Origin of the sequence: Anaeromyxobacter sp. PSR-1 (assembly GCF_000964525.1) — a bacterium.
GTDB lineage: Bacteria > Myxococcota > Myxococcia > Myxococcales > Anaeromyxobacteraceae > Anaeromyxobacter.
Genome location: NZ_BAZG01000126.1, coordinates 1 through 12,683, shown reverse-complemented (window position 1 = coordinate 12,683; position 12,683 = coordinate 1). Strand labels below are relative to the sequence as shown.

The 12,683-nt window shown below is 77.7% G+C and carries 10 protein-coding genes and 2 pseudogenes; 3 read left to right on the top strand and 9 right to left on the bottom strand.

What is annotated here, in order from left to right:
* From PSR1_RS24615 to PSR1_RS16440, 3 genes and pseudogenes are all read right to left on the bottom strand, one after another.
* The coding region (locus PSR1_RS24615; RefSeq protein WP_237758061.1) for a tetratricopeptide repeat protein at positions 1 to 610 on the bottom strand (610 nt) is incomplete at its 3' end.
* Between the two features lie 562 nt (positions 611 to 1,172).
* A pseudogene (locus PSR1_RS24610) lies at positions 1,173 to 3,158 on the bottom strand (fused MFS/spermidine synthase); the annotation flags it as partial.
* Positions 3,159 to 3,279: 121 nt separating this feature from the next.
* Positions 3,280 to 3,744 (bottom strand): SRPBCC family protein, encoded by a 465-nt coding sequence (locus PSR1_RS16440; RefSeq protein WP_059438552.1) that lies wholly within the window; start codon positions 3,742 to 3,744, stop codon positions 3,280 to 3,282.
* Positions 3,745 to 4,070: 326 nt separating this feature from the next.
* Between PSR1_RS16440 and PSR1_RS16435 the strand changes: the two genes are divergently transcribed.
* Both PSR1_RS16435 and PSR1_RS16430 read left to right on the top strand, forming a co-directional pair.
* A complete protein-coding gene (locus tag PSR1_RS16435) occupies positions 4,071 to 5,069 on the top strand; it encodes a hypothetical protein (RefSeq protein WP_059438551.1) in 999 nt (332 codons plus the stop codon).
* 94 nt (positions 5,070 to 5,163) lie between these two features.
* Positions 5,164 to 5,874, top strand: coding sequence for an SDR family NAD(P)-dependent oxidoreductase (locus tag PSR1_RS16430; RefSeq protein ID WP_059438550.1), 711 nt, complete (start codon positions 5,164 to 5,166; stop codon positions 5,872 to 5,874).
* Positions 5,875 to 5,893: 19 nt separating this feature from the next.
* Here PSR1_RS16430 and PSR1_RS16425 read toward each other — a convergent pair whose 3' ends face one another.
* Positions 5,894 to 7,657 (bottom strand): HAMP domain-containing sensor histidine kinase, encoded by a 1,764-nt coding sequence (locus PSR1_RS16425; RefSeq protein ID WP_237758059.1) that lies wholly within the window; start codon positions 7,655 to 7,657, stop codon positions 5,894 to 5,896.
* A gap of 151 nt (positions 7,658 to 7,808) precedes the next feature.
* Here PSR1_RS16425 and PSR1_RS16420 point away from each other — a divergent pair, with 151 nt between their 5' ends.
* A complete protein-coding gene (locus tag PSR1_RS16420; RefSeq protein WP_059438549.1) occupies positions 7,809 to 8,240 on the top strand; it encodes a DUF2267 domain-containing protein in 432 nt (143 codons plus the stop codon).
* Positions 8,241 to 8,249: 9 nt separating this feature from the next.
* On the opposite strand, the gene PSR1_RS16415 is transcribed toward PSR1_RS16420, so the two are convergent.
* The 5 genes and pseudogenes from PSR1_RS16415 to PSR1_RS16395 all read right to left on the bottom strand — a co-directional run.
* Positions 8,250 to 8,879 carry a V-type ATP synthase subunit D gene (locus tag PSR1_RS16415; RefSeq protein ID WP_059438548.1) on the bottom strand — a complete coding sequence of 210 codons (630 nt, stop codon included), beginning with the start codon at positions 8,877 to 8,879 and terminating at the stop codon, positions 8,250 to 8,252.
* The gene (locus PSR1_RS16410) at positions 8,876 to 10,303 is read right to left on the bottom strand and encodes a V-type ATP synthase subunit B (RefSeq protein WP_059438547.1); all 1,428 of its coding nucleotides are present in this window, start codon (positions 10,301 to 10,303) and stop codon (positions 8,876 to 8,878) included. Before PSR1_RS16410 ends, PSR1_RS16415 begins: the two co-directional genes overlap by 4 nt.
* Before the next feature lie 2 nt (positions 10,304 to 10,305).
* Positions 10,306 to 12,045, bottom strand: a complete 1,740-nt coding sequence (locus tag PSR1_RS16405) for a V-type ATP synthase subunit A (RefSeq protein WP_059438546.1) — start codon at positions 12,043 to 12,045, stop codon at positions 10,306 to 10,308.
* A complete protein-coding gene (locus PSR1_RS16400) occupies positions 12,042 to 12,440 on the bottom strand; it encodes a V-type ATP synthase subunit F (RefSeq protein ID WP_059438545.1) in 399 nt (132 codons plus the stop codon). Before PSR1_RS16400 ends, PSR1_RS16405 begins: the two co-directional genes overlap by 4 nt.
* Before the next feature lies 1 nt (position 12,441).
* Positions 12,442 to 12,683: pseudogene (locus PSR1_RS16395) on the bottom strand (ATPase); the annotation flags it as partial.

Genomic DNA, 12,683 nt, shown 5'->3' with positions numbered 1-12,683 from the left:
CGCCCGCGCGCTCGAGCAGCTCCACCGCCCTGCCCTGCTCCGCCACGGCGTCGCCGAACCGGCCCGCGGCGGCGTACGCGGCCGCGAGCGTCTCGAGCGCGGCGGGGTCCCGGCCGTCGGTGAGCGAGCGCGCCCGCGTCGCGAGCCGCACCGCCTCCTCGGCGTCGGCGCCGGTGGCGCCGGGGCGCGTCGCGAGCAGCAGCGCGGCGCGGCCCAGCGGCTCGGGCGCGCGCGGATCGAGCCGGACCGCCTCGCGCAGCTCGCGCAGCCCCTCGTCGAAGCGGCCCACCATGGCGAGCGAGGTCCCGAGCCCGGCGCGGAGCCGGGCGGCGCCGGGGGCGAGCCGCACGGCCTCCCGCGCGTGCTCGATGGCCTCGCCCGGGCGGCCCACGCCCAGGAGCAGCTCGGCGACCCACCGGTGCGCGCTGCCCGACTCCGGGTTCAGCTCGAGCGCCCGGCGCTCCGCCGCCAGCGCCTCGGGGATGCGGCCCTCGAGCGCCAGCGCGCGACCGAGGTTCACCCAGGCGATCGCGAAGCGCGGCCACGCGGCGATGGCGGCGCGGTACAGGCCCTCGGCGCGGACGACGTCGCGTGCACCGTCGGCGTCCACGCCCAGCTGGACCAGCGCCTCCGCCACGGCCTGGCGGATCACGCCATCCTCGGGCGCCGCCTGCGCGGCGGCCTCGAGCCCGGCGACGCCCGCCGCGTCCCCGCGGGCGAGCGCGCCGATTCCCCCGGACCAGGAGCCGCTCGGCCCGGGCGCCGTCCGCCAGCGCCGCCGGGTCGGCGCCGGTGACCCGCGCCGTGGGCGGGATCCCGCGGCTCAGGGTGCCCAGCGTCGCGAGGTTCTCGGCGGCGCGCACGCCGGGCGGCACGGCGAGCTCGGCGGGCGCGTAGAACTCCAGGACCGGGCGCTCCATGGTGTTGACCGCGTCCTCCAGCGCCAGCCACGGCGCCAGCGTCTCGCGGTCGGCCGCGAGCAGCGCCACGACCTCGGCCGCCGTCCGCCAGCCGTGCCGGCGCAGGTCTTCGCTCTCCGGCGCGTCGAGCACCCGCTGGACCTTCGCGAGGTCCAGCGCCAGCGGACGGTCGAGGCCGACCAGGAAGCAGGACGACTGGGCGATCCACACGTAGGTCTCCGGGAACGCGCCCTCGAACGTGCGCAGGATGGTGCGGAGGTCCGCCGCGGGCACGTCCAGCGGGACCCACTGCATCATCACGCCGCCGGGGGCGAGGCGGGCGCGCGCGAGCCGGTAGTAGTCCTGCGAGTAAAACTGCGCGTTGCCCGCGTGCCCGGACCGCGACTTGCCGTCGGAGATGATCGCGTCGTACCGCTCGGCGCTCCGGCGCAGGAAGGCCACGCCGTCGTCGTTCACCACCCGCACCCGGGGATCGTCCAGCACCGCGCCGTTGAAGCGGTCGAAGAGGCGCGCGCCCTCGATCACGGAGGGTGACAGCTCGACGACGTCCACCCGCTCGACCCCCGGGTGGCGCGCCACCTCGCCGGCCAGGATGCCGGTGCCGAGCCCGATGGTCAGCACGCGGGCCGGCGGCCGGTCGCGCAGCAGGATCGGGAAGTGCGCCAGCACCTGCTGCTTGCGGTCCACGCCCTCGCTGCTCTGGCCGATCCGGACCCCGTCCACCAGCATCACCCGCTGCCGCCCGTCGTCGGCGCGCTGGATCACCTTGACCGTCGAGACCAGGCCCTCGCGGTAGAACAGCACCGGGTCGTCCGGGCCCTCCTCCGTGGAGCCGAACGGCGCGGGACGCCAGAGCGCGACCAGCAGCGCGCACGCCCACAGGCCGGCGGAGACCGGCGCGGCGCGGAGCAGGACCGCCGGCCGGCGGTGGTCCTCGCGCGCGGGGAGGAGCGCCCAGGCGGCGCCGACGAGGTTCAGCACCGCCATGAGCGCGACCCCGCGCTGCATCCCCACGGCCGGGAGCACCACGAAGCCGCCCAGCACCGCGCCCGCGATGTTCCCGAGCGTGTTCGCGCCGTAGAGCTGCCCGAGGCGCCCGCCCAGCGTGTCGAGCGTCCGGGCCCAGATCCGCGCCGCGAGCGGGAACGTCATCCCGATGAGCGTGGTCGGGACGATCATCACGAGGAAGCTGAGCGCGAAGCGCCCGGCGAGCAGCGCCTCCCACCGCAGCTCCAGGCCGTCGATCCACCGCTGCGCGTCGCCCATCAGCGCGCCCATGAGCGGCAGGGTCGCGAGCGTCGAGGCGGCGATGCCGGCCTGGACCCAGCCGAACGCCCGGCGCGGGCTGCGCACCCGATCCACGAACGCGCGCGCCACGAAGCTCCCCAGCGCGATGCCCACCAGGAAGGCGGTGAGCATGGTGACGAACGCGTAGGTCGAGGTGCCGACGACCAGCACCAGCATGCGGGTCCAGATCACCTCCAGCGCCAGCGACGAGACGCCGGAGAGCGCCATGACGGCGAGGATCCAGCGGGCCCCGGCCTCGGCGCCCGCCGCCGTCGCGGGCGCGGGCGCGCGCGCCTCGGGCGCCGGCGGCGACGCCTCCGGCGCGCCGCGCGCCCGCGAGAACGCGAGCGCCCCGAGCCCCACCGCCACGTTGGCCGCGGCCGCGGTCCAGAGCGTCCCGTGCACCCCCAGCGCGCGGAGGAGCGCGAAGCCCGCCGCGACGCTCCCCGCCACCGCGCCCGCGGTGTTGAGCGCGTACACGAAGCTCAGCTCGCGGCCGAGGTGGCCGATGCGGCGGACCAGGGCCCGCGTGATCGCCGGGAGCGTGCCGCCCATGAGGACGGTGGGCGGGAGCACCACCACCGCCGCGAGCCCGGCGCGCACCAGCAGCAGCGCGAGGGAGTCGGGCGCGAGCCGCGAGGCCGCCCACAGGTGGACCGGGTCGAGCGCCCGCACCGCCGCGGTGCCCGCGAGCGCGGTGGCCGCCACGCCGAGCTCGAGGAGCGCGTAGAGGCGCAGCGGGTCGCGGCAGCGGTCCGCCGCGCGCCCGAGCAGCCAGCTCCCGAGCGCCAGGCCGCCGAGGAACGTGGCCAGCACCGCGGTCACCGCGTGCGCCGTGACGCCGAAGATCTCGTTCAGCAGGCGCGACCAGGCCACCTGGTAGACCAGGCCCGCCGCCCCGGACACGAAGAAGAACGCGTACACCCCGCCGTCACGCCGGAAGTCCCTCATGGGGGTGCGACTGTATGCTCCGGTTCCGCCGCGATCCATCCCCCGGGAGTCGGTGGGAACCGCCCGCGGTTCCGGGAGCGCGGATCGCGGGCGGCGCGGCCCGTACGACCGGCCCGGATCCTCAGCGCGCCGCTCCCTCCACCAGCCGCCGGGTGGCCTCGCGGCGGTGGTCGAAGATCGCCCGCAGCGCCCGCCGCACGAACAGGACGTGCGCCAGCGTGCCGAGCGGGCCGAGCGGCAGCGCGTACTCGACCAGGTCCCGGACCACCGTCGCGTCGCCGCGCGCCTCGAACGCGTGGGTGTGCCGCCACAGCGCGTACGGCCCCCGCTCCTGCTCGTCCACGAAGCGGACGCCGGGTTCCCACACCGCGATGCGCGTGCGCCAGCGCATCGGGATCCCGAACAGCGAGAGCGCGTAGTCGATGCGCGCGCCCGGCCGCATCGCGATGGGCGCCGGTGTGAGGACGCGGAAGCGGAGGAACGGCGGCGTGATCGCCTCGAGGTTGGCGGCGTCGGCGTAGAACGCGAACACCTCGTCCAGCGGCCGCTGGAGCTCCTGGCTTCGCTCGAGCCGGTGGATGCGCATGCGGCGGTCCCCTCCGCGATGGTCGCGTCGCCCCGAAGGATACCCTCGACGCACATCCGCTCACCTTTCCTGAGCGATCGCCGCACCGCCCCGGCGCTTTGACCTGGCTCGATGGAGGGGTCGGAGCGGCCCCAGCGTGGAAACAGAATCCTTAGGAGGTGCAAGGAGATGTGCGCCTTGCGCCCACGGCGGCGCCGCTGCTTTGGCGGGTTTTCCTGACCCGGCGCGTCGTGGGAATTTGCCCCACGACTCAACGACACCGGACTGCGGGACGCGCTCAGGGTTACCGAGCGTCCCGCCGCTCCCCAGCCCGCAAGGAAAGCGAGATGCCGATCACCCGCCTGCTCCTCGCCTCTGCCCTCCTGGCCGCCGTGGCCGGATGCGGAGGCGGAGGCTCCCCCTCCACGCAGGGCCCGCTTCCCCCCGCCGGGCAGACGGTGACGGTCGAGGTCCGCCCGAAGGAGATCCAGGTCGCGCCCGGCGGGACCGTGGACTTCTCCACCGTCGTGACCGGCACCGCCGACACGAGCGTCACCTGGGAGGCCGACGCCGGCACCATCAGCCAGACCGGCAGCTACGTCGCGCCGCTCGCCGCGGGCACGTACACCGTCAGCGCCACGAGCAAGGGCAACGGGCTCGCGAAGGGCCGGTCCAAGGTCGTCGTCACCCCGACGCCGGCGCCGATCTCGGTGAGCGTCTCCCCGGCCTCGACCACCGTCGCCGCGGGCGGCACGGTCGCGTTCACCGCCACGGTCAGCAACGCCACCGACCCGAGCGTCACCTGGACCGTGCGCGAGGCGTCGGGCTGCGGCACGGTCAGCGCCGGCGGCGTCTACACCGCCCCCGGCGCGGCCGCCACCTGCCACGTGGTGGCGGCGAGCGTCGCGGATCCGGCCGCCACCGCCGAGGCGGCGATCACCGTGAGCGCGCCGACGCCGCCGGCGCCGGTCGCGGTGACCGTCTCGCCCGCGAGCGGTGCGGTGGACGCGTGCCGGACGCTCACCTTCACGGCCACCGTCACCGGCGCGGCCAACGGCGCGGTGACCTGGTCCGTCCAGGAAGGCGCGGCCGGCGGGTCGATCACCTCCGGCGGCGTGTACACCGCGCCGGACGCGGCGGGCACCTATCACGTGGTCGCCACGAGCCAGGCCAGCGGGACCGCGAGCGCGGTGGCGGCGGTCACGGTGAACGACCGGATCCTCGGCGTGTCGGTCTCGCCGGCCACCGTGGAGCTGGCGCCCGGCGCGAGCGCGCAGTTCACGGCCACCATCACCACGACCTGCGGCGCGTACGCGACGACGCAGACCATCACCGCGCCGAATTGAGCCGATCCCTCCGGGCCGAGCCCCGCTGCGCGGGCGCGCGCGGGGCCGCGCCCGGGGGCTTTACTCGGGGCCGGATCCGGCGCATGCCCTCGGCATGACCGGATCCGATCGCCCGCCCCGGCGAACCGCGCTCGTCACCGGCGCGAACCGCGGGATCGGGCTGGCGGTGGCCGAGGCGCTGGCCGCGCGCGGGATGGCGGTGCTCCTGGGGGCGCGCGACGCCGCCGCCGGGGCCCAGGCCGCCGCCGCGCTCGCCGCGCGAGGGCACGCGGCCCGCGCCCTCGCGCTCGATCTCTCCCGTCCCGGCTCGGTGGACGCCGCCGTGGCGCAGCTCGCCGCCGACGGCGTGCACGTGGACGTGCTCGTGAACAACGCCGGCGTCTACCCGCAGGGCGGCGTGCTGAGCGCACCGGAGGAGGCCTTCCGCGAGGCGATGGAGGTCCACCTGTTCGGCCCGCTCCGGCTCTGCCGCGCGCTCGTGCCGGCCATGCAGCGCGCCGGGTGGGGCCGCGTGGTGAACGTCTCCTCCGGCTCCGGCTCGTTCGGCGAGGGGCTCGAGGGACCGGCGCCGTACTGCATCTCCAAGGCGGCGCTCGACGCGCTCACGCTCAAGCTCTCCGGCGTGGCCGGACCGACGGTGAAGGTGAACGCGGCGTGCCCGGGCTGGGTCCGGACGCGCATGGGCGGCGAGGAGGCCCCGCGCTCGGTGGAGCGCGGCGCCGAGGGGATCGTCTGGCTGGCCACGCTGCCCGACGACGGCCCGAGCGGCGGGTTCTTCCGCGACGGGCGCCTCATCCCCTGGTGAGGGCGGCGCGGTCCGCGGGTCAGTGCGCCTGGCCCGGCTGGTCCCCGCCGGACGGCTCGCCCGCGCCGCGGTCGGCGAGGTCCTCCCGCGACAGCTCCCGCGGCACCTCCAGCACGAACGCGGTCCCGTCCCCGTCCGCCCGCTCGAGGCGCACCGTGCCCCCGTGCGCCTCGGCGATGCGCCGGGCCAGGAACAACCCCAGCCCCAGGCCGCCGTGGTGGCGCCACGAGGTGGCCCGCTCGAAGCGGCCGAAGATCCGCTCGGCGTCGGCCGGATCCACGCCGGCCCCGTGGTCCACCACGACGATCCGGCCGAGCGCCCCCTCCGCCTCGACGCGGATCTCCACCGGCCGCCCCGCGCCGTGGCGGAGCGCGTTCGAGAGCAGGTGCCCGAGCGCCTGCTCCAGCCGCGCCCGGTCCGCCCAGGCGGGCACGCTCCGGCTGCGCAGGTGCAGCTCGATGCCGTGGTGCGACGCCGGGTCGAGGCTCCGGCGCAGCGCGCGCCGCGCCACCTCGGCGAGGTCGAGCCGCTCGCGCTGCAGGGCCACCGCGCCACGCCGCGACCGCGAGACCTCGATGAGCGCGTCCAGCAACGCGTCGAGGCGCGCCGTCTGCCGCAGCGCCGCGTCGGCCCGGGCCACCGCGCGGGCCGGCTCGGCCCGGCCCCGCGCGAGCGCCGCCCGGAGCGACTCGACCTGGAGGCGCAGCGTGGCGAGCGGGGTCCGCAGCTCGTGCGAGGCCACCTGGAGGAACTCGTCCCGGGCGCGCACGGCGCCCCGGAGCTCCTCCTCCACCCGCCGGCGCGCCGACACGTCCTCCGCCGACCGCACCAGGTAGCGCGCGCGCCCGGCGCCGTCGCGCACGACCGCGCAGGTCACGTTCACCCACTGCGTCCCGCCGTCGCGCCGGAGCAGGCGCTCCTCCGCGGCGTAGCCGTCGATCTCGCCCGCCAGCAGGCGCGCGCTGCGCTGCGCCTCGGCGGCGCGGTCGTCGGGGTGGGTCAGGTCCAGCACCGTGGCGGCGCGCAGGTCCTCGCGCTCGCAGCCCAGCAGCTCGCGGTACCGCCGGTTGAGCCGCAGCCAGTGGCCGTCCGGCGACACGTGCGCCATGCCCACGCCCGCGTGCTCGAAGGTGGCGCGGAACCGGGCCTCGCTGCGCCGGAGCGCGCCGAGGCTGCGGCGCAGCCACACGCCGAGGAGCACCGCGAGCGCCACCGCCACCGCCGCGGCGCCGGCCAGCGCCAGCAGCCCGCGGCGCTCGCCCGCCGCCACCGCCTGGCGCGCGCGCGCGAGGTCCTGCTCGTGGGCGCGCACCAGCGCGGACACGCCCTCGTCGATCCGGCGCCGCACCGGGCCCGCGGAGGCCTGGAGCCTCCTCGCCACCAGCGCCGCCGGCTGCCCGCCCAGGCGCTCCGCGGCCGCCCGCTCGCCCAGCCGCCACAGGAGCGCGTGGTCCTCGGCGAGCGCCGCCACGCGGTCCCGCTCCTCGGGGCTGCGCGCGCGCGCCGCCGCGCGCCCCAGCAGGTCGGCGATCTCGGCCTGGTTGCGGCCCAGCGCGCGGATGGTCGCAGGCTCGCCGTCCGTCGCGGCGTCGCGCGCCAGCCGCAGGCCCAGCTCGCTGGCGGTGGCGAGCCGCTCCGCGTCCACCAGCGCGGCGACGTTCTCGTCGAGCAGGCGATCCCACGCCTCGCTGGCCATGCGCTGCGTGCGCACCCCGAGCGCGGCCACCCCGAGCACCGACACCACCCCCACCGCCAGCGCCGCCGGCCAGACGGAGGCCCGCACGCGGGACGCCAGCCCCGGCGCGCCGCGCGGGCGCTCCCGCCCCGTCCTCCCGGTTCCGAGCCGCATCGCCCCTCGCCACCCGGCAATATGGCGGCCCCGCGCCGGGGAGGCCGGGGTGACGCCCTCGCGCCCGGTGACGAACGTTTCCGGCATGGCGAGGCTCGCGGATCCGCTCATCGACGCAGACTTCCGGGCGCTCGTCGAGGCGCTCGCCCGGGAGGGCCTGCCCCGCCGCGCCGAGGCGGCGCGCGCCGTCGAGGCGGTCGCCTGCGCGCTCGCCGACCGGACCCGGTCCTCGGACTTCGCCCCGCTCCGCGAGGTCCTGCCCGAGCCGTTCCGCGGCAAGCTCTCGCTGTGCGAGCGCCACCGCGGCGCGGCCCCGGCGCGGCCGCGCGAGCCGTGGACCGCGGAGGCGTTCGAGGCGCACGTCGCCGAGGACCTGGGGCCGTCGCCGGGCGGCGCCGAGGCGGCCGCCCGCGCGGTCTTCGCCGCGCTGCGCGCGCAGCTCCCGGAGGAGCAGGCGGAGGAGGTCGGGCGCCTGCTCCCGCCCGAGCTGCTGCCGCTGTGGCGCCGGCCGAGCTGAGCCGGGTGATCAGGCGGGCCGCGGGTGGCGGGCGCGGAAGCGTCGCAGGCGCACCGCGTCCTCGCGGTCGCGCTCGTCCAGCGCCGCGGCGATGCGCGAGGCCTCGGCCCGGAGCGCGGGCAGCACGAGCTGCTCCAGCGCGTTGATGCGCCGCGAGGTCTCCTGGATCTCCTCGCCGAGCCGGGCGAGGTGCAGCTCCTTGGAGGCGATGGTGAGCAGCACCTCCAGCGACTCCTCGTGGTGACGGGCCGCGGCCGCGCCCGACGGCCCCCAGCTCACCGGCGAGCTGCCGCGCTGATCGGCCGCGCGCACCAGCGGCGGCGCCGCCACCGACGGCGTCGGCACGCCCCACACGCGCCGCACGGTCACGGCGAGCGGGACGGCGCGGGCCGCCGGGAGCGCCAGCGACGCGAGCCGCTCCTCCCCCTCCAGCGCCTTCGCCAGCTCGAGCGCCTTCACCGCGCGGCGCAGCGCCTCGTCGAGGCGGGCGCGCCCCTCCAGCACGTCGTGCACCAGCTTCCAGAGCTCGCTCGCCAGCACCTCGCGCTTGGCGCGCAGCAGCCGCGCCCCCTTGCCGGCCACCGCGCGGCGGGCGCGGACCTCGAGCAGCCCCATGCGCGTGGTGGCGGCGCGGCTCATGCGATGGCTCCGCCGGACGGCGCCGCGGCCGCGGGCTGGGCCGGGCGGGCGCGCAGCAGCCGCTCCGGGATGCGGGTCAGCGCCGCGGGCGGGAAGCCGGACAGCAGCCGCCAGCCGGCCTCGAGCGTGTCCTCGATGGTCCGGAAGGTGCCGCCCTGGCCGACCAGGTCGTCCTCGAACGCGTCCGCGAACGCGAGCAGCCGCTTCTCCTCCTCGCCCAGGTTGGCCGCGCCCACGATCGCCGCCATGCGCCGCACGTCGCGGCCGCGCGCGTAGAACGCGTAGAGCTGGTCCGCCACCGGGCGGTGGTCGTCCCGGGTCTTGCCCGGCCCCGCGCCCAGCCCCATGAGCCGCGACAGCGAGGGCAGCACGTCGATGGGCGGGTACACGCCGCGGCGGTCGAGGTCGCGCGAGAGGACGATCTGCCCCTCGGTGATGTAGCCGGTCAGGTCGGGGATGGGGTGGGTGAGGTCGTCGTCCGGCATGGTGAGCACCGGGAGCTGCGTGAGCGAGCCCGGCCGCCCGCGCACGCGCCCGGCGCGCTCGAAGATGGTGGCGAGGTCGGTGTACATGTAGCCGGGGTAGCCGCGCCGTCCCGGGACCTCCTCGCGCGCCAGCGCCACCTCGCGCAGCGCCTCGCAGTAGCTGGTCACGTCGGTGAGCACGACCAGCACGTGCAGCCCGTGCGCGAACGCGAGGTGCTCGGCGCAGGTGAGCGCGCACCGCGGCGTCATGAGCCGCTCGATGGGCGGGTCCTCGGCCCGGTTCAGGAACACCACCGTCCGGTCCAGCACGCCCGCGGCGCGGAACGCCTCCAGGAACGCGTGGTACTCGCGGAACGGCGACCCCATGGCCGCGAACACCACCGCGAACGGCTCGCCCCCGCGCACGCGCGCCTGGCACACGATCTGCGCGGCGAGGCGCGAGGCCGGCAGGCCGGCGCAGGAGAACACCGGCAGCTTCTGGCCGCGGACCAGCGTGTTCATCCCGTCGATGGCGGAGACGCCGGTCTCGATGAAGTCCGACGGCTTCTCGCGCCGCGTGACGTTGAGCGCGGCGCCGTGGATGGCCGGGCGCGCCTCCGGCACCGGCGGCGGCAGCCCGTCGGCGGGGCGGCCGAGTCCGTCCAGCACCCGGCCCAGCATGCCGCGCGAGACGCCCAGGCGCGCCACCTGGCCGGTGAGCGTGACCTCGGCGCGCGCCGGGGCGAGGCCGCGCGTCTCCTCCAGCACCTGCACCGCGATGCGGTCGCGCGACAGCGCGATGACCTGCCCGCTCCGCTCCTCGGCGGCGCGCCCGTTGGCCTCCGGCTCGTCCCGGATGCGCACCACCTCGCCCAGGCGCGCGCGCGGCACGCCCTCCAGGAACAGCAGCGGGCCGGCGATGCCGAGCGCCCCGCGGATGCGGCGGGTGACGAGGTCCATGATCACTCCGCCTCCAGGCGCGCCAGCGCCTCCGAGAGGTCCGCGCGCAGCGCGGCGGCGGCCCCCGGCACCTCGGCCGCCGGGAGCTGCGCCAGCCGGAGCAGGCGCGCGCCCAGGCCGGTGTCGAGGATCGACCGGAGCGGCACGCCCGCGCCGACCGCGGCGCCGGCGCGCCGGTGCCACTCCAGGAACAGCCGCAGCATCTCGAACGCCTTGGCGGGCGGGCAGGTCGCGTCGGCCGGGTCGAGCGCGCTCTGGCGCAGGAAGCCCTCGCGCAGCAGCCGCGCCGACTCCAGCACCAGCCGCTCGGCGTCCTGCAGCGACTCGGTCCCCACCAGCTCGGCCACCTCGGCCAGCTCGCGCTCGCGCTGCAGCAGCTTGCGCGCCTCGTCGCGCAGCGCGCCGAACCCGTCCCCCGCCTCGCGCTCGAACCAGCCCGCGAGCCGATCGCCCTCCAGCGTGAAGGAGACGCTCCAGTCCACCGCCGGGTAGTGGCGCCGGTGCGCCAGGTCGGCCGAGAGCGCCCAGAGCGCGCCGGTGGCACGGAGCGAGCACTGCGTGACCGGCTCCGAGAGGTCGCCGCCGGGCGGCGACACCGCGCCCACCATGGTCACCGCGCCCTCGGCCCCGCCCAGCGTCTCCACCCGGCCCGCGCGCTCGTAGAAGCGCGCCAGCCGCGAGGCGAGGTAGGTCGGGTAACCCTCCTCGCCGGGCATCTCCTCCAGGCGCGCCGAGATCTCGCGCAGCGCCTCGGCCCACCGCGACGTGGAGTCGATCATGAGCGCCACCGAGCGGCCCATGTCGCGGAAGTACTCGGCGATGGCGCAGCCGGTGTAGATGGACGCCTCGCGCGCGGCCACCGGCATGTTCGAGGTGTTCACGATCATCACGGTGCGCGCGAGCAGCGGCCCGCCGGTGCGCGGGTCCTCGAGGCGCGGGAACTCGTCCAGCACCTCGGACATCTCGTTGCCGCGCTCGCCGCAGCCCACGTAGACGACCACGTCGGCCGCCGCCCACTTCGCCAGGCTCTGCTCCAGCACCGTCTTGCCGGTGCCGAAGCCGCCCGGCACCACCGCGGTCCCGCCGGCCGAGACCGGGAAGAAGCAGTCCAGCACCCGCTGGCCGGTGAGGAAGGGCACGTCCGGCGGCAGGCGGCGGCGCGCCGGGCGCGGGCGGCGCACCGGCCAGCGCTCCAGCAGCGCGAGCGGCGCGCCCCCCTCCAGCAGCACCGCCGGCTCCTCCACCCGCCGCGCTCCGGCGCGGACCTCCGCGACGCGCCCGGCCACGCCGGGCGGGACCACCACCGGATGGTCGGGGGCGCCCGCGGCGCGGGCCACGCCGAGGCGCACGCCGGCCTCGACGCGGTCGCCGGGCGCGACGGCGGGCTCGAACTCCCAGGCGCGGGTGCGGTCGAGCGCCGGCAGCGAGGCGCCGCGGCCCAGGAAGTCGCCCTCGCGCGCGGCCAGCTCGGCGAGCGGCCGCTGCACGCCGTCGAACACCGAGCCGAGCAGCCCCGGCCCGAGCTCCACCGCGAGCGGCTCGCCGGAGGCCTCCACCGGCTCGCCCAGCGCGAGCCCGGCGGTCTCCTCGTAGACCTGGATGGTGGCGCGGTCGCCCTCGATCCGGATGATCTCGCCGAGCAGGCGCTCCTCGCCGACGCGCACCACCTCGTTCAGGCCGGCGCCGGAGAGCCCCTCCGCCACCACCGTCGGCCCCGCCATCCGCACCAGCGTCCCGCTCATGGCGCCCCTCCCCCGCCCGCGCTGCCCAGCTTCACGCCGTAGCCCACCGCCCGGCGGATGAGCGCGGCCACGTAGGCGCGCCCCCTGCCCTCCTCGCCCAGGCGCCGCGGCAGCGCGAACGGCAGCACCACCGGCAGGCCGCGCTCGCGCACGCGGGCCAGCAGGCGCTCCGGGACCGCGCGCAGCAGCTCCTCCTCCACGGCCAGCACGCCGACCTCCGCGTCCCCGAGCAGGCGCCGGAACGCGGCGGCCTCCTCGCCCGGCCCCACCGCCTCGACCGGCGCGCCCGCCAGGCGGAAGCCCAGCGCGTCCGCCGGCCGCACCGCCACCGCGAGCCGCAGCGCGCCGGCCGTGCCCGCCGCCACCCCCGCGCGCTCGCCCGCCGCCGCCGCCACGTCACGCCTCCACCAGGTCGAGGAGCTCGTCGCCCGCGATGCCGACCGCCGCGCCGCGGAGGAGCACCGCCACCCGGGCCACCTCCGCCCGGCGCTCCAGCAGGTGCCGCAGCGGCACCGCGATCGACAGGGGCCGCTGGCGCGCCTCGCGCCGCAGCGGCGCCACCAGCGCAGCCTCCAGCGCGCGCTCCGCCGCCCAGGGAGACGCGAGCGCCGCCTCGGGCAGCCCGAACCCGGCCGCCA

What these genes read in the sequence shown, in the direction of transcription:
- PSR1_RS16440 (WP_059438552.1), bottom strand. Translation starts at nt 3,744, where the DNA reads ATGCGCATCCACCGGCTCGAGCGAAGCCAGGAGCTCCAGCGGCCGCTG.
- PSR1_RS16410 (WP_059438547.1), bottom strand. Translation starts at nt 10,303, where the DNA reads ATGGACCTCGTCACCCGCCGCATCCGCGGGGCGCTCGGCATCGCCGGC.
- PSR1_RS16415 (WP_059438548.1), bottom strand. Translation starts at nt 8,879, where the DNA reads ATGAGCCGCGCCGCCACCACGCGCATGGGGCTGCTCGAGGTCCGCGCC.
- PSR1_RS16435 (WP_059438551.1), top strand. Translation starts at nt 4,071, where the DNA reads ATGCCGATCACCCGCCTGCTCCTCGCCTCTGCCCTCCTGGCCGCCGTG.
- PSR1_RS16405 (WP_059438546.1), bottom strand. Translation starts at nt 12,045, where the DNA reads ATGAGCGGGACGCTGGTGCGGATGGCGGGGCCGACGGTGGTGGCGGAG.
- PSR1_RS16430 (WP_059438550.1), top strand. Translation starts at nt 5,164, where the DNA reads ATGACCGGATCCGATCGCCCGCCCCGGCGAACCGCGCTCGTCACCGGC.
- PSR1_RS16420 (WP_059438549.1), top strand. Translation starts at nt 7,809, where the DNA reads ATGGCGAGGCTCGCGGATCCGCTCATCGACGCAGACTTCCGGGCGCTC.